Source organism: Vibrio sp. SBT000027, from assembly GCF_963894355.1.
GTDB classification, from domain to species: Bacteria; Pseudomonadota; Gammaproteobacteria; order Enterobacterales; family Vibrionaceae; genus Vibrio; species Vibrio splendidus.
On the sequence record NZ_CAWQGD010000001.1, the window covers coordinates 1,717,599 to 1,739,212 of the forward strand.

Genomic DNA, 21,614 nt, shown 5'->3' on the forward strand with positions numbered 1-21,614 from the left:
ACGAGAAGTTACTCATCAATTAATGAAGTTCAAGCCATAACTCATGGGGTCAGTGTTAACCATCTCGCTTAGCTATCCTGTAATAGAACCATTTCTTATTTGAGGCGTATTTCGATAAAGAGTAGAATCGCCGCCTTGTACTGTGTTTAAAGCCTTTAAACATACACAGTAGACTCACAACCATTTATCACCACGATATAAGTATTAATACGACTATGCACTCATCAAAACCAACGCACGACTCAGAAAACAGCCATACTCCTGAGCATTGCTTCACTCGTTTTCAACAGCCGATCGAGTCATATTCATTGCCTGAGCGTTTCACATTCCCGTTCTACTACGAACCGCACCCACTGTGTGAAATAGCCTCTCATCAGCTTCAACAATATCTAGAAACACAAACCGACTGGCAGCATGACTTCGGACTAGATTCTGACGCTGGTCGCGGCAAAATGTTTGGTGTGTTACTGGTGAAAAGCCCAGAAGGTGAATTGGGTTACTTCTCTGCTTTCTCTGGAAAAATCGCAGACCAAAACCTACTGCCTCACTTTGTGCCGCCCGTATTCGACATGTTGAGCAGCGATAGCTTTTTCCATCAAGACACAGCCGACATGATGGCTGTAAATGCGAAATTTAAAGCGCTGCAAGCAAACGCTGAATACCTTGAATTGTGTGAACAGTTAGCACAACAGAAAGCACAGGCAGAACAGGAGATCGAAGCGCAACGTTTGTTGATTATAGAAGGCCGAAAAACACGTAAAGAACGACGCGAACAAGGTAAAAAAAACCTTGATGAACAAGCCTTCGAACAACTGAATAATGAGCTTAACAAGGCCAGTGTTGCTGACAAGAACCAGCAGAAGTACCTAAAGCTCAACTGGGAACAGATCCTAAACGAGTTACAAATCAAAGTTGATGTGTTCACTAATCAATTAGCTGAACTCAAAGAGCAAAGAGCACTCCTTTCTCATCAGCTTCAGCACAAACTGTTTTCACAATACGCTTTCCAGAATGCGGAAGGAAACATTGAGGATCTGAACCAAATCTTTGAAGACACGCCAAACAAGATACCACCAGCAGGTTCTGGCGAGTGTGCCGCACCCAAGCTTTTGCAATACGCGTATTTAAAAGGTTACACACCATTGGCACTGGCCGAATTTTGGTGGGGTCGATCACCGAAATCGGAAATCCGTAAACACAAGAAATACTACGCGTCTTGCCAAAGTAAGTGTGTACCGATTTTAGGTCACATGATGAAAGGCTTAGAAGTCGATCCCAACCCATTGCTAGAAAACCCAGCTGAAGGCAAAGACCTCGATATCCTGTTCCAAGACGATCACATCGTTGTGGTACACAAACCAGCAGGTTTTCTATCCGTACCGGGTAAAACCATCAAAGATTCGGCTTACACACGCGTTCAAGAAATGCACCAAGATGTTGAAGGGCCATTTGTTATCCACCGTTTGGATATGGCGACCTCTGGCATTCTGATATTTGCTTTAACACGACGTGCGAACAAAAGCTTACAGAAGCAGTTCATTACTCGTGAAGTTGAGAAGCGATATGTCGCAATGATTGAAGGTGTGCTAGAACAAGATGAAGGCTATATTCGACTGCCATTGCGTGGCGACTTGTATGACCGCCCTCGTCAGATTGTTTGCTTCGAACACGGCAAGCCTGCAGAAACCAAATGGGAAGTGATTGAGCGAAACGAGCAAACCACTAAGGTTTACCTGCACCCTAAAACAGGCCGTACACACCAGTTACGTGTTCACTGTTCACACCAAGAAGGGCTTAACATGCCTATCGTGGGTGATGGCCTATATGGAAATAAAGCCGACCGACTGCACCTACACGCAGAAAGACTTGCACTGCACCACCCAGTCACCAAAGAGTGGATGGAATTCCAGTTCGACGTTGAATTCTAAAATCTCTCATTAGTACCGAGCTTTAAAAGGAGTCACACCGCTTGTGGCTCTTACCTCTTTTGGGTATATCTCAACGCTTATTGCACTACATCAAGATTCACTTTGTTGTGAAGAGTAGCATGCCCTCCTTCTTCTCTCCTTGAGGCCTTTGATATGTCATCAGCTGCTTTGAATTTACACCACAACACACAAACTTCTTCTTTGATAACTGCGCAAGCACCAAGCTTGAAACCACTAGCAACCAAAAAGCCTAATCTAAATTTGGCAATGCTAAGCTTAATTGAAGAAGTTAAAAACGAACTCCCACTTTACGAATCGGAGACGTTTATCTGTGGGCCAAAAGGAAACTGCTCGGGTTGCTCTAAGAAGCTACTAGAGATGGTCGACAATGAGTTGATGTACTGGGAGCACAGTATTTCCATTGGCCAAGGCCCCAACTTCGAAGAACTGCGCCGCTTTGGTAAACTATGCAGCAGCGTTCGACGTGGTTTAGAGCGTAACGGTTTAGTCGAAAAGCGCCCAAAGAAAAGATAACAAGCCAACTCGATAATCATTACAATGTGTCGTAGGCGATTACAAGCTACCCTGCTACTAACTGATTGAACTCGTTAGCTATAAAAGTAATAATGTTTTGTAATACAATTCAGTATGCAGACCGACTTCGTAGATTCGAACTCATAGAGATAAGCTCATCGATACTTTCACTATATTCTCGAACGACTCTATCCTTCTTGTCTAACGTACCTTAGCCTTCTGTATATCAATATCACATCAATTAGAAACCTATCTTGGACAACGGAGAGCCACCTTGAAGAGACCACAACCAGTACTGGGAAAGACCGGTATGCTATTTTTTCTCGTCATAATAAGTGCTTTCCCTCCATTGACCATCGACCTTTACTTACCTGCACTTCCGCAGATGGTCGAGGTGTTTAATACCGACAGATCAATGGTCAACCTGACCCTGAGCAGCTACTTCGTTACTTACGCCATCGGTCTTTTGTTCTGGGGGCCGCTCAGCGAAAAATTTGGTCGTAAGCCGATCCTATTAATTGGATTAGCGGGCTATATGGTCGCGAGCATACTGTGCGCGATGACCAATAGCATCGAACAGTTAATTGGCGCTCGTGTATTCCAAGCCTTTGCTGGCAGTGCTATCACCGTTATCGCTACCGCCATTGTCAAAGATCTTTATGACGGCCGAGAACGTGAAAAGATCATGGCGACTATCATGTCACTGGTGATCATCGCGCCAATGGTTGCGCCTGTATTTGGTGCCTTTCTACTGAAAATTGCTTCTTGGCGAATGATGTTTGTCACGCTCGCCATTTTTGGTGCATTTGCGTCAGTATTAGCTTGCTGCTACCGAGAAACACTCGAAAACAAATACCAAGGTTCTATATTCCGCTCATGGGGAAGAATGGGCGTGGTCATGAAAAACCGCTCGTTCGTCAAGCTGCTGGTCATTTTCTCTATCATACCGATGGCGTTGATGGGCTTTCTTGCGGCGGGTTCTTATATCTACATCGATCACTTTGGATTGACCGAACAACAGTTTAGTTACGCGTTCGCATTCAATGCATTGTGCGCCTCATTTGGTCCAACAATTTACATGAAGTTGTCCTACCGAATGCCGGTTCAAAAGGTCATCTCAGGATGTTTTGCTTTATTAGCGCTTGCGGGAATCTTCACCCTAACTATTGGCGACCTGTCCCCTTGGTTCTTCATGTTCATCGCAGCACCAGCGACATTAATGGCGATCATCATGCGAGTACCGGGCACCAACTTGATGTTGAACCAACAAGATCATGACACGGGCTCTGCCGTCGCACTGATACAGTTCTTCAGCATGATTTGTGGCTCGCTTGGCATGGTGTTGGTTTCAATACGCCCAGAGTCACTGATTGAAAACCTAGGCTTTATTCAATTATCCGTCGGTACGCTAGGCGGCCTGATGTGGCTGATGGTCAGAAACAAAGAGTTCGTGACTAATAAGCTGAATTAGGCACATCCAAAATAGCTAAATTTGTACTCAAACACGATTTAAGGCGTCCTCGATCGTGTTTGAGGTCTCGCCCTCACTGGCTTTAGCGCATATTGGCTCCAATCACCTCAATTGGAGTTAAACCATGAAATGGATACATTTACTGTTCACATCCCTACTTTTCCTTTGCGCTTCATCCATCGCTTCCGGTGTCGGATTCACTCAAGTCACCTTAACTGACGATCCTAATCGCCCGCTAAACACTGCCATTTGGTATCCCACACAAGATGTATCAGACACAACCTTGATTGGCGATAACCCAGCATTCATCGGTACGCAAGTCATCAAAGATGCTGAGATTCAATCAGGCACTTTTCCAGTAGTACTTCTATCACACGGATACCGAGGAAACTGGCGAAACCAAAACTGGTTGGCGACCGAACTTGCGAGTCGTGGCTACATCGTAGCGGCCACTGACCATCCGGGAACCACCTCTTTCGACCAATCTCCAGAGCAAGCCGCCAAGTGGTGGGAAAGGCCGCGAGATATCACTCGAACCATCGATTACCTGTTAAGCGAAGTTCAATGGAAGCAAGCTGTTAACGCCAACAATATCGCTGCAATCGGACACTCGTTAGGAGGCTGGACAGTGATGCAATTGGCAGGAGCGAAAATAGATAGAGCGACCTTTGAAGCCGAGTGTCTTATATACCCTAACCCGCGTACCTGTGGGCTGTCTGATGAATTAGGGCTATCACAAGTCCAACCCTCAGAACCAAGCAATAAAAACCTTTCAGACCCTCGAATTCGACGTGTAGTTAGCCTTGATCTGGGGCTTGCTCGCAGCTTCTCAGTCGGCAACTTAAATGACATTACAGTGCCAACCTTAATATTGGCGGCTGGGATTGATATTGGGGACCTACCTCAAGCATTAGAGTCTGGCTACATTGCTGAGCTCATGCCTCTTAATTTAAGACGTTATAAGGTCTATGAAAGCGCTACCCATTTCAGCTTCATTCAAACCTGCAAACCTGGGACAGTACCGATGCTTGAAGAAGAAGTGCCAGGCGATGGCATTATTTGTAAAGATGGCGTTGGTACATCACGCGACCAGCTACATCAATTGATCTTAAACGACATCATTAGCTTTCTGAATTGATAAACTGAAAAGTAAACACACTCAATCTAACACTTGCGGCGAACTTCGATACTCACTCGGAGTTTGCCCAGTTATCCTTGAAAACTCGCGATTGAAATTGGACTTGGTCTGAAAGCCTGAACTAAGGAAGATGTCAGTTATCGCTTCATCACTTTGCATCAGGAGAGTCTTAGCGTGCTCAATTCGATAGGCGTTAATCACCTTTGAAATGTTCTGGTGGTGAGTTTGATTAACCGCAGACGATATTTTTCGAGCTGGGATACCTAGCTTTCTCGCCACTCGATTCAGGGACAAATCTGGATCTTTGAACACCTGATGATCCTTCATTAACGCATCAAACTTAACGACGATCTGCGTGACTTCTTCATCCACTTTTAAGCTTGTCGACGATGCCGGAGATACATCAATTGCTTCAGGATAATGGTTTGACGTTGTCAGTTCACTCTGCTGTTGGTTTTGTTCCTGAATTGGTGCCGTGCTAGTACTCACAACGACTACAGCCCCAACAATTGCGGGAATAAGAACTAGGTAACCAATAGACAGAATTAAGTCGGTGTGTTGTGCGTTAAGCAGCAAAATATCATACGAAATAATGCTATCCACGAGAGCCGAAAACAATAAGGCTATACCTGCCGTACGCTCAGCATACAAAACATTCGATACATCACTCAGCCTGACGTGCTCTGGGAAGTTAAACGATGATTTCAACAACAAGCAGCCATAGCTGAGATATAGCGAGATCAACAATAGATCAATCGTTCCATCCCAAATATACGAATAAGAAAAGGAGCCAACCAGAACAACGACTGGGCCTAAGCAATGCAAAAGAGACAAAGGTTTACTTCGATGAGCTCCCGCAAAGCAGAGCCATGCAGCCACCGGTACACTTGCCCCTAGAACCGGTTGTAAGAAACGGAACAGTGCAATATCAAACGTCCAACGTAGCCCAACGACAGTAATCATCAATGCACACAACATGATAAACCAAAATGGTTTTTGACTTGTTTGTGGGTAACGATATAGAAGCAAAACGGCCGTGATAAATAACAAAAGAGCAGCAACAAATGGCAAGGGAATAGCGAGCATCAAAATTCCATTTATGTTCGAGAAAAGATCATTTCAATATCACGTCACATATTCAGTAAGTGAACCATTGAATCAGTGCGAGTGATAAGTATTGAATATCAATCTATGGTAAATCATTCCTCAGAAAGAAATCTAGAACGAAATCTTGATGGTGTTAAACCGATGATTTTCATGAAGACTTTTCGGAAGCTGTTCACGTCCTCATAGCCCACTAGGTAGCTGATCTGTTCTACCGGTTTGTGGGAGCTTTCCAATAACTCACATGCACTTTGAATACGCACGTGTTGGATATAATTGATAGGCGTAAAACTGGTCGCCTTGGTAAATTGACGAATAAAGGTTCTTCGTGTCATGAAGGCTTCTTCTGCCAATTGATCAAGCGACAAAGGGAGATGATGATGCTTCTGAATAAAACGCTGCACCGATACAATCTTGTCATTGCCGTGAGCAAAGTTCGGCACAAAACTCTGATAGTAACGTTGCTCTCTCAACCCCGTATCAAGCACCAAATATTTACCTAGATTACGAGTGTTGGTCGGCGTTGTGTATTTGGTCAGGATAAACAAAGCGAGATCCATCCACGACATCAAACCACCAGCGGTCATCACATCCGCATCATCAATCAAGATTTTGTCGATATCGACTGCGATCTGTGGGTAAAGCTCCGTAAACTTCTGCTGCGCTTGCCAGTGCGTGGTCACGGTTCGCCCTTCTAACAAACCTGTTTTTGCCAAAATGAACACGCCTGCACAAGCTGAGCAAAGTATCGCCCCCCTTTGGTGAGACTCAATCAGGTACTCAAGAAAGGTGTCACTCGGCTCTAGATAGTAACAACCATCTAAATTCGGTGGGAGTATAATGATATCGGCGTTCGACACGCTAACACTGTCATGTGCTTGGATCTGAACGTTGAATTGAGTCTTCTCAGCCGAAGGTTCAAGAGAATTTGCCATCTGCAGAAACTCTTTCACGCCAAACACGGCACTTTGCAGAGAGCCTGGGTAGTCGATGATTTCGACCACAACTGATTTTGTCACTATTGCCATAGAGTCTGTCATTTTTGACGTGCGATAAAAACTACAGAGTATTCATAATACCCCTACACCGCAACACACTAAATACAAAGGTATAGAATATGAAGAACACTGCACTACTACTTATCGACTTTCAAAATGACTATTTCCCTTCATACGAAGGTGCAAAATGGTCGCTGTCTGAAACAGAGAAAGCAGCCGAAAAAGGTGCACAGTTATTATCCGCTTTCAGAGACAAGCAACTTCCTGTGGTTCATGTACGTCATGAGTTTCCGACGGTTGATGCTCCGTTCTTCTTACCAGAATCAGACGGTGCTCAAATCCACAGCAGCGTGACTCCGCTAGACGGTGAACCAGTCATAGTAAAGCATCAAATCAATAGCTTTAGAGACACCAAACTGAACAAAGTGCTAAAAGAGCAAGGCGTTGAAAAGCTGATCATCGTTGGCGCAATGAGCCACATGTGTATCGATGCTGTGACTCGTGCAGCTACCGATTTAGGCTACGAATGCCACGTAGCGCATGATGCTTGCACAACCTTAGACATGGAGTTCAATGGCGTTAAGGTTCCAGCAGCGCATGTTCATGCCGCATTCATGGCTGCACTGAGCTTTGGTTACTGTAATGTCGCAACGGCCAGTGAGCTTGAAAGTCTTCTTTAACAAGTAAGCCCAAATTTTCAGTCTGTTCATTACAAACACAAAAAAGGCTCCTATTAAGGAGCCTTCTTATCAAAGCCAGTTACGACTGAGTTTGGACAATTACAACTAAGCGTTAGCCACTTGGCGTGCCGGGTGTTTGATAAACACAGCAACCACAGCCACGATTGCAAGAGCAAAACAGTAGTACGAGTTGGCTACAATATCCAAAGGCGATAGGTTAAATACCGAACCTAATAGCAATACCTGCGCACCGTAAGGCAATACGCCTTGAATCACACAAGAGAAGATATCCAACAAGCTTGCAGAACGACGTGGAGACACATTGTTCTCTTCCGCCAATTGGCGAGCCACACTACCAGACACAATAATCGCTACTGTGTTGTTTGCCGTACATAGGTTCACCATAGACACCAAGCCAGCAATACCTAGCTCACTCGCACGGCCATTCGCTTGCTTAGAGTGTGAAGAGCCAAACGCACGAATCACACCACTTACCAAGTTAGTCAGAAACGCCAATCCACCTTGACGACGCATCAGCTCACTCAAACCACCAATCAGCATCGACAGTAAGAAAATCTCCTGCATGTTGCCGAAGCCTGCATAGATATCTTGAGCGTAATCCGTCATACCGTAGTTCTCAACAGAACCTAGGCTCACACCACCCGCCAGCAAGATACCAATTGTCAGCACGACGAATACATTCATGCCCGATACCGCAAGAATCAGGATAGTGATGTACGGCAGTACTTTTAGCCACTCGATTGGGCCCGTTTCAGGCACTTGAGTTGCCGTGCTGTTGAAAGCAAAGATAACAATCGCGATAAGAGCAGCAGGCAGTGCAATGCGGATGTTCTCTTTAAACTTGTCTCTCATCTCACAGCCTTGCGAGCGTGTCGCGGCAATGGTGGTATCAGAGATGATAGAAAGGTTGTCACCAAACATCGCACCACTCAAAACAACACCTGCTGTCAGAGGAATACTCATGCCAGCTGAGTCAGCAATGCCTAGTGCTACAGGGGCAACCGCAGCGATAGTACCCATAGATGTGCCCATTGCGGTCGCAATGAAAGCAGAAATAAGGAAGATGCCCGGCAGGATCATGCTTGTCGGAATCGCCGATAGACCTAGGTTTACCGTCGCGTCCACGCCACCAGACGCTTTAGCCACAGCCGCAAAAGCACCCGCCAATAGGTAGATCATACACATTGCGATAATGTCTTTGTGACCTACTCCACCTAAGAACTGTTCGATCGCACGGTTCAATTTATCTTTGCTTAGCAACAACGCCAACATCACAGCAGGCAAAGCTGCAATTGGAGCTGGAAGCTGATAGAAAGCAAAATCGACGCCTTGCAGTGACAAGTACGTACCTACGCCAATAAACAACGATAGGAACACGATCAGAGGGATAAGCGCAACTGCCGAAGGGGCAATTACCGCATTAGAATTTTTTGAATTGGACATGGAACATCAACGCAATAGAACAGGAAGATGAGCAGACTAATGTCACACTTAGAGGTTGTCAACGTCTAGACGTCTAAACGCCTAATTTAATGCAAAGTAATAAGAACCCTATTGAGCATCACGTAATAAAAAAGGCTATTTACTCATCAGTAAATAGCCTTTTGAGAGCAGATTGCTTTTCGAGAACAGATAGCATTTACGCAGAAGCTAGCTTTTTGCTTACTTAACGCTTTTGCTAAGTTAGCGTTTTTGCTTGAACGTCACTTGGTATTCACCAATGCCTTCGTAGTGGAAGGTCGTTGGCTTATCGAATCCCATTTCTACGATACCGCAGTAAGAGCCCGTGATAATGGCTTCACCCGCTTGGAAATCAACACCACGACGAGTCATGTAGTTAATCAGCCAATAGATTGGGCTTGGCGGTAATGTATTTGGGTGCTTACCATCGAATGCTTGAACTTGTTCGCCTTGGGTCACTTCAATGTTGATCTCAGCAGAAGTGAACGCTTTTTCGCGGTCAATCTCAGGGCCAATGAACAGACCTTGGTTCACTAGGCCATCAGCAAGCTTTTCATAGAACTCAGCGCCGCTGTCATCCGCAAAACGAGATTGCATTAACTCAAGTGCCATATGGCAAGAGCCAATCGCTTCGTTGATTTGCTCTTCGCTGTAACCTTCTTGGCTTGCAGGCAAGCTCTTAGCAAGAGTAAATGCAATTTCAGGCTCAACACGTACTACGTCGTTGTCAGCAAACAGTTCGCAAACCTCGCCTTGTTGAACACTACCCGAAAAGATAGGCGCAACAATGAACTTGTCTTCAGCTAAAGGAAGCAAACACTTCCAACCACCGACTTTATCGCTTTTCAAATCGATCATTGATGATTGGATCTTTAGCGCATCTTCCAAGTTATTCGGACGGTACTGTTCGTCCAATCTTGGTGCTTTGGTGCCTGCAACGCGACGACTCAACAGTTCTTCAGCTGCTTGCTTAAATACATTTGTCATATAATACCACCTTTAGTTTTATGACCAGTATAATATCGGATTTCTTAAAGCTTGAATAGACAATTAAACAACGGTGCAACACCGAAAATTTAGTCCTCAATTTTCGCATATTCTAGACGCAAACAACTGAAACTATTTTGATTTAAATGTAAGTAAAGCCAGTAAGTTGGTTACTGGCTTTTCGATGTATTACTGATGATTAGGCTTTACTGCCCTTTCAATGTCTTCTTCAGATTCTGCATGAAGTTTCTGAAGTGAGGCATGAAATCAACAAACAGAGGGTGCTTTCTATCTTGCATCATCATTGGGCCAAGTAAGCGGATGCTCACCCCGAGTCGCGCTGCAGATTGCTCGTCTAAGCCGCTGTCTTGTTTGATCTTCTCAACAATCGCGAACATGTTTTCTCTGTCTTCAATTTCAAACTGCATGGTTTGAAGTTCACGGTCTTCTTTAACGCTCACTTCTTCAATAGTGATGCGGTAGTTATTGTGTTTACCTGTAAATGCTTTCATGTGGATCTCCTACAATGCTGTGAAATGTTTTGGCTAGCTCTTCATGAATCGTTCAAGCTTAGGTTTAACCGTCATCGACATTACGACCATGATCGTAAGGCCAACAGGAAGCGCGGCAATAAATCCATTAAACCATCCACTGGTAAACGCCGATGTATCCGAAAATCCAATATTATTTACAGCTGTTACAAATGCCATGATGGACTCCATGATAAAAGCCATGATCAGTCCCACGATCAGGTTGCGTACTTTCTCGCCATAAGTTGTGAACACTCTAGCAACGGCTTTGGTGACTAAAGCCATCATCACCGCGCCCATTGGCATCATGATCACGACAACAAGGGCTAATGAAGAAAGCCAGTTGCCAATAAATGCCTCACCGAATCCGACATTCATGTAAGTCATCACGGCCGTTAAACTGCCGCCAATCGTTAGCATTAAGCTCATCATGACCAAAATTTTGTATAAAACCGGTGTGCCTTTTTGCTCAGGAAGAGTTGGCGTTAGAGTTGCTTGAATCGTCATATCTATTTCCTGTCTTGAATTTACGAACAATTAAGTTGATAATGTCAACTATAAATACAGTAGTTGACAATGTCAACTACATTTCTAAGGATCGTTTATGTCTGATAACACATCGCTAGAGTCTATCTTTCGTTTAGTGCACTCTTTGAAACGTCAAATGAGCGAACAGATTGAGAGCTTAGACTCAGAGATCGCACCTATGAACATTCGTGTCATGAAGATCATTACCAAGAAGTCTCCATGTACCGCTATCGATATCGCACACTTCCTAGATCGTGATAAAGCACAGGTCACTCGGCTCATTAATGCCTTGATCAATCAGGAACTTGTGAAGAAGTCTCCGAACCCGGAAGACAAGCGCAGCCAGTTATTGGTTCTGACTGATAAGGGTCAAGAGATCATGAGTAAGGTCTCGGATATCGATCGAGACATGCTGAAGAGAATGACCAAAGGCATGGCCGAAGACGAGTTAGAACAATTCAGAAAAATTGCGAAGAAAATGGCGCAGAACTTAGAAAGCTGATCTTCAAAATAAAACGAAAAAACGCCACCGAATCGAATGATCGGTGGCGTTTTTTTATCAACTGGCTTTATATAGATTAGCAGCATGACTACTTCTAACTTAGATGAGAGTGTTAATTAGATGTCCGTTCTAATTATTCGATGCCAGTTTCCACCATGCCTGAACAGGTACGGGCTCTGAGATCACCAAACGTTCACCCATCACGGGGCTTACCATTTGCACATCTCGCTCTTTGCTAATCGCCAGAGCTTGTTCCATTGGGTCTTGCCAATCGTGCATAGAGAGGTCGAAGGTACTGTTGTGGATTGGCATCATCACCTTACCTTGCAGGTCAATGTGGGCCTGAACGCTCTGCTCTGGGAACATATGAATATCCGCCCAAAGAGAGTTATACGCGCCCGTTTCAACCATGGTTAAATCAAACGGCCCATAGCGCTCACCAATCTCTTTAAAGCCGCTGAAGTAACCAGAATCACCGCTAAAGAAGACTTTCTTGTCTGAAGCGTTAATAACCCAGCTACCCCACAGTGTTTGGTCACGATCAAGCAAGCCACGTCCAGAGAAGTGCTGTGTCGGCGTTAACGTGAACTCAATGTCTGAGGCCGTTGCCGATTCCCACCAGTTCAATTCGATGATCTTCTCTTTATCCACGCCCCACTTTTCCAATAGTGCGCCCACTCTTAATGGCACTAAGAACGTCCCCACTTTGTCGGCGAGCACCTTAACGGCACCTTTGTCTAAATGGTCATAATGATCGTGACTGATCACCACCACATCAATATCGGGTAGCTCTTGCAGCGTAATTGGTGTTGGATGAAAACGCTTTGGCCCCATCCATTGCACGGGTGATGCACGATCACTGAACACAGGGTCAGTCATCACTAACTTGCCATCCAGTTTCATCATCACACTGGAGTGACCTAAGCGGTAAGCAACGTCGTCTTGTTCTTCGATCAATTGCTCAGCTGTCATTGGAATCAAAGGCAATGCAGCGCGCGGCACGGGCTCGTTTCTTTCCACAGTCACGTATGCTTTCAAGATTGAAAAAATATCAGACATACCCGATTTGTATTCCAGCTCACTGTTTACAAACTTCTTTGGAAGCTTATCTAGATTGTCGTTTGATTGTGAACCTGTGCTTACGATAGCGACCACGGCAAGTACTCCTAAAATCGGTAATAGATATTTTTTCATTGATATCTCTTTAATCATTGGGTCTATCCCAACGCAAAAACTACACTTACTAGTGTACATATTAAAATGACAAAGTAAACCAATGAGTGTAAGTTCTCATTTATCTAGACGTGAGCGTGCCAAAGTCGATTTTGGAAAAACCGACTTTGAAAACGAGCTAACTTAGTTATTTAGTTAGTAAGAAAGGTTAATCAGCAGACCATACATTCTTGAAGTCTGGCCATCCCCAGTTTGTGATGGCCACGTTTTTCAAAATGCCTTGGAAACGAACTGTTTGTAGGTGATGGAACATAGGCACTAGCCAATAATCAGAAATCAACGTGGATGCAACGGGCTCCAATTCTGCCAAGTAATTAGGCAGTTCAACGGATGCTTTATGACTATCCAAGCGCTGCTTGAGCCAATCACTGTTCACCTCTCCCAAAGCAGAGTGCAAAACAGGATCATTCATCATCCACGAAAACAGCGAAGACGGGGCATTATCATCGAGATTCAGGTTACACAACACCAGATCCTCCTTTAACTCACCACTCTGAGAGAGCTGCGCCAATTCTCGAAAACTGTAGGTGTTCACCTCAACTTCCACACCATATCGTTTCAATATGTCTGAAACGCAGATGGCACATCGGTACAACGCATAATAGTCATAAACTGCAATACTCATCTTTTTCGGTAATTGTGCTTCTTTCGAAGGCGTTCGATATAATTTTTGCCAACTTGGCAGTATGTTTTGAGCTAAAGAGACACTGAACAAACCCTTATTTTTTTCCAACTGAGATAAAATCGCTTGTGGGTTGGTCAGTTCTGAAAGGTATTTTCGCTGCTCATTATTAAGCGGAGTTGCAGCTGAATTCTGATTAAATAGGATAAACAGGCATCCATCCTCGACTCGGCTACGAAGGCCATCTGTGTCTGCTGAAACAAGCTCCGTATCGCTTTTCCCTAACTGATGGAAACAAGAAGAATCTTCATAAGACGAGACTTGCATTTGGCTGTCATCGAATCGAGCACTGCCCGTCATCGACTCTTCAAACTGCCAGATGGTCACCTCATCAGTCAAAGAGCGACAACCATAATAGAGCTCAAATGCCGCGAGCTTGATCCGTTCATTATTGGTCTCAACCACTTTAAATGGACCCGTTCCAATAACAGCATGTGACACCGAGTTTAATGGAGACGGTTCACCAGTTACTTGCGCTGCGGGTTGAATCGAATACTTAACCCCAGCAAGTAAACCAGCAAAACCAGTATCTGCTTTGGTGAGTTGGAAGCTGATCCTCAATGGCTGCTCACTGTAAACCGAAGCGACATGGGCTAGCTCTGTCTGATAGAAAGGTAAGGTTTGCAAGGCTGAAAACAACGAAACGAGTTGTTTAGCATCGACGGGTTGCCCATCGTGAAAGGTTAGGCCGGGGCGCAAATAGAAAGTCCAAACCAACTTTTCAGCATCATATTCCCAATGGTGCGCCAGTTCAGGCTTCAACTCGCCCTTACCATTACAAGTGACTAAGCAACTGAACACTTGCCTGATCAAAAAGCGTTCGCTACTGCGGTGAATATGATGTGGGAACAGGTCTTCAAACTTACGCTTATAGGTCAATTGAACGTGAAGCAATCCTTCACGCATCGTCGCGCCAGAGGTTTCTTGAAGGAGAGAACCAAATACAGCGCGGTCATTGTCTAAAAGTGAGAGCGCTTTTTCGTACTTGCCCTGCTCTATCAGCTTGCTGGCAACATGTTGAGTCAGTTTTTGATTGCTAAAGCGCAATGTCAGGTTAGAACGTTGATTCCTGCCAACTTTTGGCTCCCACACCACCCATTCAGCCTGATGCATCTTGCCGAGTAAGGTTCGTGCATGGCGTAAACTGGTGAACAGCTTGTCTGCCACCTCAGTCAAAGTCACCGAATGTGAGATGTTAGGCTCAAACGAATCCAGCCTTGTGTAGTAACGCATCATGTTTAGATCAGACAAATAATGAACCTTTTTAGAAACAACCCTTCCTGATTAAGCCCATTATAAAACACATCAGTCAAAAAGTAGCGATAAAAGACAAAAACAGGAACAACTTAGTAAAAACCCATCTGTTTATTACTTCCTATTAAGTAACCATAATTAATGGGTCAACAAGGAACTTTGAGCTCCCACCAAAGCCTAATACAAGAGAAGTAATCATCATGAGAAAATACTATCTTAATAAGCTAAAAAGCACCTGTAGCAAGCTCGAAAGAGAAGCACTACGAACACTTATAGAGCTATGTAACTGGCGTTATTAGTACACTTTTAAGCACCGAGTTAACGCGAGTTGAGTACAACCTAATAGGCTCCTACCCCCAATATGAGTTAGGTCTCAACTCGCTTTTCCATTCCAAACTCCCTCTCAACCTAGTTGTACCAATCGCTCACACATTCGATAAATTTCCGTTGTCGACTCGACAAATTTAATTCGTTTTCTTAGTTAAACGAAAAGCCTTAAGGTTCGCCCCGAAGCAAGCAAAGAGCCTCAGAAAAACTGAAAGCTCAGCTAACAACTCATTTATTTGCAGTTACCAATCAGGTATTAACTAAGGAAACGCCATGCGTATCGCAATTCTTTCTCGCAACGAAAACCTATACTCTACTTCTCGCTTAAAAGCGGCTGGAGAAGCTCGTGGTCACCAGGTCGATGTTATCGACACGCTGCACTGTGATATAGATATCGCGAGTAACAATCCGAAGATTCGCTACATGGGTGAAGAGCTACCTCAATACGATGCTGTTATTCCACGTATTGGCGCTTCCATTACCTTTTACGGCACTGCGGTTGTTCGCCAATTCGAAATGATGGGCACTTTTTGTATCAATGAGTCAGTAGCAATCAGTCGTTCTCGCGACAAACTGCGCTCACTACAGCTGTTGTCTCGTAAAGGTATTGGCTTACCAAAAACTGGTTTCGCTAGCCGCCCAGACAAGATTCAAGACTTGATCAAAAACGTAGGTGGCGCGCCACTGGTTATCAAGCTTCTTGAAGGTACTCAAGGTATCGGCGTGGTTCTAGCAGAAACAAACAAAGCAGCTGAAAGCGTTATCGAAGCATTCATGGGCCTAAAAGCGAACATCTTGGTTCAAGAGTTCATTGAAGAAGCTAATGGCGCAGACATTCGTTGTTTTGTTGTGGGTAACAAGGTTATTGCAGCAATGAAACGCCAAGCTGGTGAGGGTGAATTCCGCTCTAACCTGCACCGTGGCGGTACAGCTCAATTGGTTAAACTAACCAAAGAAGAGCGCGCTACAGCGATCAATGCAGCTAAAATCATGGGATTAAACCTATGTGGTGTCGATATTCTACAATCTAAGAATGGCCCTGTTGTAATGGAAGTGAACTCTTCTCCAGGCCTAGAAGGTATCGAGAAAGCGACAGGTAAAGATGTAGCAGACATGATTTTCGGATTTATCGAGAAAAATGCAAAACCAAACGCTAACCGTACTCGTGGCAAAGGCTGATTAAACGCCGTTTACTCATGATTGGAAAAAACATGAACAATAAAATGATCATAGGGAATACAGAAGCACTTTGCTTACCAGAGTTAGGGATAACTGGGCTACATACGCGTGTTGATACAGGAGCTCAAACCTCTTCTCTACACGTAGACAATCTACTATGTGTAAAAACAGATGGTGAAAACTTCGTTGAGTTCGATCTTCACCCAGACGTTTACCACTTAGAAGAAACAGTGCGCTGCAAGGCGAAGCTGAAAACAAGTAAAAGAATCAAATCATCGAACGGCGAAGTTGAACACCGTTGTGTGATTGAAACCATGCTAAAAATCGGTGGTCAGGAATGGCCCATCGATATCACACTGAGCAACCGTCAAGATATGACTTATATGATGCTGCTTGGCCGTCAAGGCATGAGTGACAAAGTGATTGTTGACCCAGCGGGCGAATTTCTAATTTCTCACTGATTGAACTGCTCCACAGCTCAAATAGTGAGTCAACAACGCGTATTAATAAAGGCCAGTCTTTGAGACTGGCCTTTATTATTTATGGCGATTTTTCTTATCTTTAAACCCAAACCGCCAAACAGATTTTACCAAACCTTTGAGTTTGATTTTAGTCACTCGCCAATGTGTCACTGGCCTTCTTGGCGCACTCATCAGCAGATGTTCAAACGCTTGCTCACTCAAGTTCACTTGTCCCCCATGCGCCACCAGCAAAGTGTCGAGCTGCATTTCATAGATACGAGATACCGACTCTCGATACTTATTGGGATGAAAAATTGGGAAAGGCGGAATCAGCTTCTTTTTGACCTCGACCATCAAGTCCGCCACATAAGCAACGCTGTGTGATGGGCAATAGACAGAGAGATCTCTATCGGTATGGCCTGGCGTTTCCAGAACCAACCAATCATCAAAGCCAGGAATGCTATCACCATCCGACAGCTTGTAATCCGGCTTCAACTTTCTTGAATACCACAGATTTGCTTTGGGCTTGCCCAATCGGTTCGCCATCCACCGTGCTAATGCCAAATCGGTCAAATGCATCAATATGCCATCGATGCCGTGGTACCAATCCTTATCTCGATTTGCTGCAACCAAATTACAATTCGTGAGCTTTCTGAGTTTGTGTGCTGCTCCTGCGTGATCTGGATGCATGTGCGTCACAACCACTGTGTGTAGGTCGCTAAATTCACGGCCAAGATCATCTTCAATGAAAACTTTAAGGTGGGGAATATCCGCTCGGCACGCACCATCAAGTAACAACAACCTGTCAGGGTACTCTACGAGATACATGTCTTGGATATAGCCTTTGATGGTATGAAGTTGCAAAACCGTTCCTTGTGATAAAACAACTGGTCAGACCTATACAATAGCAAATCCAACTTCAATTGTGATCATTTTGTTAACAACAATCTAAAACCGGATAGAGAACTCGAATCAAGATTTCTATTGGTATTCACTAAATTACTCAAATCCAACGTTACTCAAAACCAATGTTACTCAAATCCAATTCAACTCAGAAGAATGGGAACAGATTCCAAAGATGAGCATCAATTTCATCCGATAATTTTCAGCATTATCGAATGCCCGCATTGCCGTAAACCTTGCTCTATAGGCCTTGCGATTCAAGCTGCCAACACCATTTATCGTAACGACAAAACATGTGATTTGGTGACCTCAGTTATTCGGACTATATATGCGCCTCTAATTTATTGTCTGAGTGCTATACATGAACCAACTTATCGATGCTCTTTCTACCCAAGGTTACTTTGTTTGGGATGACTTCTTAACTCACGAGGAAGTAGTGGCATTGAGGGATTGCATTCCAGAGAACTGGAAAAAGGCTAGGATCGGCCGTAACGATGACGTAGCACGAGAAGCAGCGATTCGTAGTGACAAAATTCAGTGGGTACGCCGTGATATGGGCGAACCAGCATCTCTGTTCCTAGACAAAATGGAACAAATTCGTTTAGAGGCAAACCAAGCTTTCTTTTTAGGTCTGTTCGAATACGAAGCGCACTTTGCAAAATATGAAAAAGGTGACTTTTACCAGAAGCACTTAGACTGCTTCAAAGGCAACGAAAACCGCCGCCTGACCACAGTATTCTACATGAATGACGAATGGTCTGAGGAAGACGCAGGGGAGCTCGTGGTTTACGATTTAAAAGACAATCACATCGCGACCATTCCACCAAAGGGTGGTCGACTGTTGGTATTCTTGTCTGAACAGTTCCCACACGAGGTACTGCCAACCAACACAGAGCGATTCAGTATCGCTGGTTGGTTCCGTATTAACGGTGTGAAAGACAACCAATTGGACATCGCGCACTAAAACGGTATCCACATCGAACCTTCTTCTAAGCCTCTCCATCGAGAGGCTTTTTTATTGAACAACAGTTGTCCAATAAAACGTCTTAAAAACCAAACATGTTCAACATCAAAACCATCAATAACTTTTCTCTTAAATAAAATCGAAACGAATCTTTCATATCAGTGAAACGGTTTAGCCACGTAAGTGAAATATGGCCTGTTCAAGATAGCTTCAAACGACACCCCTACCGTCTCGTTAACACTCTAATCCAATACCTCGATATCGATTTCATCCAAAAGGAAACGAAGATGAATAAGCTAATTTTGGCAGGCGTTCTTTCCGCAACAGCGGCAATGCCAGCGTTCGCAACGACTCAAGTCACTTGGTGGCACGCAATGGGCGGCCAACTTGGAGAAACCGTCAATAAAATTGCGACTGATTTTAATGCGTCACAAGATGATTACAAGATCACGCCAATCTATAAAGGTTCATACACAGAGACCTTAACAGCGGGTATCGCAGCATATCGAGCAGGCGAAGCTCCTAACATTCTACAAGTCTTCGATGCCGGTGCTGCAACCATCATGAACGCTAAAGGCGTCGCCAAACCGGTACAGGATATTCTGGTTGAGTCTGGCTACAACTTTAATTCGAACGACTACCTAGCGGGCGTTCGTAACTTCTATGCAGACAGCCAAGGCAAGATGATTGGTATGCCTTTCAACAGTTCGACACCAGTTCTCTACTACAACAAAGACCTTCTAGCGGAAGTAGGTGCCGACGCGCCTAAGACTTATGAAGAGTTAGAAGTGGTGGCCAAGAAATTGAAAGCAGAAGGCCACATTGCGTTTTCTCAATCTCTAACGCCGTGGATCATGTTCGAGAACTTCAAGTCTCGCCATAACCTGCCAGTCTCTGACCAGAACAACGGCTACGACGGCCTATCCACTAAAATCATGTTCAACACCAAAGACATGATGATGCACGTTAGCAAGATGAAAGAGTGGTCAGATCTAGGTTACTACAAGTATTACGGCAGCGATTGGGATGCAAACCAAACGCCTTTCGAGCGCCAAGAAGTGGCAATGTGGATGGGCTCTTCAGGTTCATTCGGTGGTTTACGTAACCGCGTACCTTTCGAGCTAGGCACAACTTACCTTCCATACTGGAAATCGGTTAACCCAGATGCTGGCTTAACCTTCATTGGTGGTGCTGCTCTGTTTGCACTCAATGGCCATGACCAACAACAAGACAAAGGTGTGGCTGCATTCTTTGACTACCTGACTAAGCCTGAAACTCAGGTTTACTGGCACAAAACCACTGGCTATGTGCCTGTAACGACTGCTGCATATGAACTAGCGAAAGAGTCTGGTTACTACAAAGAACAGCCAGACGCGGAAGTGGGCGTAAAGCAGCTAAGCCTTAAATCGGGCGAGTGGACTAAAGGCTACCGCCTAGGTTATTACCCGCAGATCCGTGAAGTGATGCACCGTGAGTTCGATAACATCTTCGCAGGCCGCTCTAGTGTCGAGAACAGCCTAGACAAGGTCGAAGATGAGAGCAGCAAACTACTGAAACGCTTCGCTCGAACCATGAACTAATTCTGCTTTTTAGCTAGAGCAGATAACTGAACTGAAGGCTTAACACACCAAAAGCCGTTCATTGCTCCTCACCACTTGTCACTGCGTTATTAAAAACGTAATGGCAAGGCGTGAGGAGGTTCTTCATTAGCGCCATTTCTTGCTCCAACAACGATAACTCAACTGGATGCATGCCTTGATATCGCGCTAGTGGTAACGGTCACTAATCTAATAGTGGCCACTGTAACTATTTTTAGGGATTACCCTGTGGAACGACGTCAGCAATTCTTTCACTCTCCGCTGCCTTACCTATTTTTGGCGCCTCAGATCCTCATCATTGCCATTTTCTTTATCTACCCAGCAGCAAAGGCGGTTTACCTGTCCTTCATGCTAGAAGACCCTTGGGGCACCTCATCTATATTCGTCTGGTTTGAGAATTACCAAATGCTATTCGAATCGAGCGAGTACCTGAACTCGATTGGCTTTACTTTGATGTTCGCGATTGTGGTCTCTTTCTTATCACTTGCCTTGGCTCTGCTGCTTGCCGTGAAAGCCGACAACATCATTCACGGACAAGGCGTATACAAAGTCACACTCACTTGGGTTTATGCGGTTGCACCCGCGATAGCAGGCGTTATCGGCGCTTTCTTGTTTAACCCGCACATTGGTGTATTTACCGAGTTATTTGCCGTTGTGGGTTGGGACTTCAGCTTCCAAACCGATCCTGTTGATGCCACGTTTGCTCTGATTTTGGTGTCCGTGTGGAAACAAGTTTCGGTGAATTTCATCTACTTTCTGGCGGGGCTTCAATCGATCTCTTACGCAGTAAAAGAAGCAGCGATGTTGGATTGTATCAGTGACTCGAAACGTTTCTGGACCATCACTTTCCCACTACTCGCCCCTACTGGCTTCTTTCTGTTGGTCATCAACCTCACCTACTCCTTCTTTGAAACCTTTGGGGTGATAGACACCATGACCAATGGCGGTCCAGGTGGCGGTACAACTTCGTTGGTGTACAAGGTGTATCGAGACGGGTTTGTTGGCGCAGATTTAGGCGGCAGCTCTGCACAGTCTGTTGTGTTGTTGCTATTGGTCCTCACTCTTACATTTATCCAGTTTCGCGTTGTAGAAAAGCGTGTCCATTACTAGCCCATCCTCGCTAGGATTTAA

At 44.7% G+C, this 21,614-nt stretch carries 20 protein-coding genes; 11 read left to right on the forward strand and 9 right to left on the reverse strand.

Annotated elements, in window-relative coordinates:
- The first annotated feature begins 215 nt into the window (after window positions 1-215).
- The 4 genes from AACU28_RS07270 (at window position 216) to AACU28_RS07285 (ending at window position 5,071) form a co-directional block, all read left to right on the forward strand.
- Window positions 216-1,928: an RluA family pseudouridine synthase gene (locus AACU28_RS07270; protein ID WP_121602672.1), complete on the forward strand. Its 1,713-nt coding sequence runs from the start codon at window positions 216-218 to the stop codon at window positions 1,926-1,928.
- A gap of 153 nt (window positions 1,929-2,081) precedes the next feature.
- Complete coding sequence (locus AACU28_RS07275) at window positions 2,082-2,462, forward strand: hypothetical protein (RefSeq protein WP_121602673.1); 381 nt, start codon at window positions 2,082-2,084, stop codon at window positions 2,460-2,462.
- Between the two features lie 274 nt (window positions 2,463-2,736).
- Complete coding sequence (locus AACU28_RS07280) at window positions 2,737-3,933, forward strand: multidrug effflux MFS transporter (RefSeq protein WP_434095979.1); 1,197 nt, start codon at window positions 2,737-2,739, stop codon at window positions 3,931-3,933.
- Window positions 3,934-4,057: 124 nt separating this feature from the next.
- Window positions 4,058-5,071 (forward strand): alpha/beta hydrolase family protein, encoded by a 1,014-nt coding sequence (locus tag AACU28_RS07285; RefSeq protein WP_121602674.1) that lies wholly within the window; start codon window positions 4,058-4,060, stop codon window positions 5,069-5,071.
- Between the two features lie 21 nt (window positions 5,072-5,092).
- On the opposite strand, the gene AACU28_RS07290 is transcribed toward AACU28_RS07285, so the two are convergent.
- Together AACU28_RS07290 and AACU28_RS07295 are read right to left on the reverse strand one after the other, a co-directional pair.
- Window positions 5,093-6,160 carry a helix-turn-helix domain-containing protein gene (locus tag AACU28_RS07290; RefSeq protein WP_121602675.1) on the reverse strand — a complete coding sequence of 356 codons (1,068 nt, stop codon included), beginning with the start codon at window positions 6,158-6,160 and terminating at the stop codon, window positions 5,093-5,095.
- Between the two features lie 110 nt (window positions 6,161-6,270).
- Window positions 6,271-7,203, reverse strand: coding sequence for a GlxA family transcriptional regulator (locus AACU28_RS07295; RefSeq protein WP_102549156.1), 933 nt, complete (start codon window positions 7,201-7,203; stop codon window positions 6,271-6,273).
- Window positions 7,204-7,292: 89 nt separating this feature from the next.
- Here AACU28_RS07295 and AACU28_RS07300 point away from each other — a divergent pair, with 89 nt between their 5' ends.
- The gene (locus AACU28_RS07300) at window positions 7,293-7,853 is read left to right on the forward strand and encodes a cysteine hydrolase family protein (protein WP_121602676.1); all 561 of its coding nucleotides are present in this window, start codon (window positions 7,293-7,295) and stop codon (window positions 7,851-7,853) included.
- A 105-nt stretch (window positions 7,854-7,958) separates the two neighbouring features.
- Here AACU28_RS07300 and AACU28_RS07305 read toward each other — a convergent pair whose 3' ends face one another.
- The 4 genes from AACU28_RS07305 to AACU28_RS07320 form a co-directional block, all read right to left on the reverse strand.
- Window positions 7,959-9,317 carry a Na+/H+ antiporter NhaC family protein gene (locus AACU28_RS07305; RefSeq protein ID WP_017091519.1) on the reverse strand — a complete coding sequence of 453 codons (1,359 nt, stop codon included), beginning with the start codon at window positions 9,315-9,317 and terminating at the stop codon, window positions 7,959-7,961.
- 240 nt (window positions 9,318-9,557) lie between these two features.
- Complete coding sequence (locus AACU28_RS07310; protein WP_121602677.1) at window positions 9,558-10,322, reverse strand: hydratase; 765 nt, start codon at window positions 10,320-10,322, stop codon at window positions 9,558-9,560.
- A 206-nt stretch (window positions 10,323-10,528) separates the two neighbouring features.
- Window positions 10,529-10,834, reverse strand: a complete 306-nt coding sequence (locus AACU28_RS07315) for a DUF3861 domain-containing protein (protein WP_017071499.1) — start codon at window positions 10,832-10,834, stop codon at window positions 10,529-10,531.
- A 33-nt stretch (window positions 10,835-10,867) separates the two neighbouring features.
- Window positions 10,868-11,359 carry a DUF2798 domain-containing protein gene (locus AACU28_RS07320; protein WP_102491080.1) on the reverse strand — a complete coding sequence of 164 codons (492 nt, stop codon included), beginning with the start codon at window positions 11,357-11,359 and terminating at the stop codon, window positions 10,868-10,870.
- Between the two features lie 97 nt (window positions 11,360-11,456).
- Here AACU28_RS07320 and AACU28_RS07325 point away from each other — a divergent pair, with 97 nt between their 5' ends.
- Entirely contained in the window at window positions 11,457-11,882 is a 426-nt protein-coding gene (locus AACU28_RS07325; RefSeq protein ID WP_017060573.1) for a MarR family winged helix-turn-helix transcriptional regulator, read from the forward strand.
- Between the two features lie 129 nt (window positions 11,883-12,011).
- On the opposite strand, the gene AACU28_RS07330 is transcribed toward AACU28_RS07325, so the two are convergent.
- Window positions 12,012-13,076 (reverse strand): MBL fold metallo-hydrolase, encoded by a 1,065-nt coding sequence (locus tag AACU28_RS07330; protein WP_121602678.1) that lies wholly within the window; start codon window positions 13,074-13,076, stop codon window positions 12,012-12,014.
- 187 nt (window positions 13,077-13,263) lie between these two features.
- A complete protein-coding gene (locus AACU28_RS07335) occupies window positions 13,264-15,048 on the reverse strand; it encodes an SgrR family transcriptional regulator (protein WP_121602679.1) in 1,785 nt (594 codons plus the stop codon).
- A gap of 603 nt (window positions 15,049-15,651) precedes the next feature.
- Here AACU28_RS07335 and rimK point away from each other — a divergent pair.
- Together rimK and AACU28_RS07345 are read left to right on the forward strand one after the other, a co-directional pair.
- Window positions 15,652-16,557 carry a 30S ribosomal protein S6--L-glutamate ligase gene (rimK, locus tag AACU28_RS07340; RefSeq protein WP_010428457.1) on the forward strand — a complete coding sequence of 302 codons (906 nt, stop codon included), beginning with the start codon at window positions 15,652-15,654 and terminating at the stop codon, window positions 16,555-16,557.
- Window positions 16,558-16,589: 32 nt separating this feature from the next.
- Window positions 16,590-17,018 (forward strand): ATP-dependent zinc protease family protein, encoded by a 429-nt coding sequence (locus AACU28_RS07345; RefSeq protein WP_004733090.1) that lies wholly within the window; start codon window positions 16,590-16,592, stop codon window positions 17,016-17,018.
- A gap of 75 nt (window positions 17,019-17,093) precedes the next feature.
- On the opposite strand, the gene AACU28_RS07350 is transcribed toward AACU28_RS07345, so the two are convergent.
- Window positions 17,094-17,882 carry an MBL fold metallo-hydrolase gene (locus tag AACU28_RS07350; RefSeq protein ID WP_102442235.1) on the reverse strand — a complete coding sequence of 263 codons (789 nt, stop codon included), beginning with the start codon at window positions 17,880-17,882 and terminating at the stop codon, window positions 17,094-17,096.
- A gap of 400 nt (window positions 17,883-18,282) precedes the next feature.
- On the opposite strand from AACU28_RS07350, the gene AACU28_RS07355 reads away from it, so the two are divergent.
- The 3 genes from AACU28_RS07355 (at window position 18,283) to AACU28_RS07365 (ending at window position 21,593) form a co-directional block, all read left to right on the forward strand.
- Window positions 18,283-18,885: a 2OG-Fe(II) oxygenase gene (locus AACU28_RS07355; RefSeq protein ID WP_121602680.1), complete on the forward strand. Its 603-nt coding sequence runs from the start codon at window positions 18,283-18,285 to the stop codon at window positions 18,883-18,885.
- Between the two features lie 287 nt (window positions 18,886-19,172).
- Window positions 19,173-20,465: an extracellular solute-binding protein gene (locus tag AACU28_RS07360; RefSeq protein WP_108223709.1), complete on the forward strand. Its 1,293-nt coding sequence runs from the start codon at window positions 19,173-19,175 to the stop codon at window positions 20,463-20,465.
- Between the two features lie 246 nt (window positions 20,466-20,711).
- Window positions 20,712-21,593: an ABC transporter permease subunit gene (locus AACU28_RS07365; RefSeq protein ID WP_121602681.1), complete on the forward strand. Its 882-nt coding sequence runs from the start codon at window positions 20,712-20,714 to the stop codon at window positions 21,591-21,593.
- The last annotated feature ends 21 nt before the right edge of the window (window positions 21,594-21,614 follow it).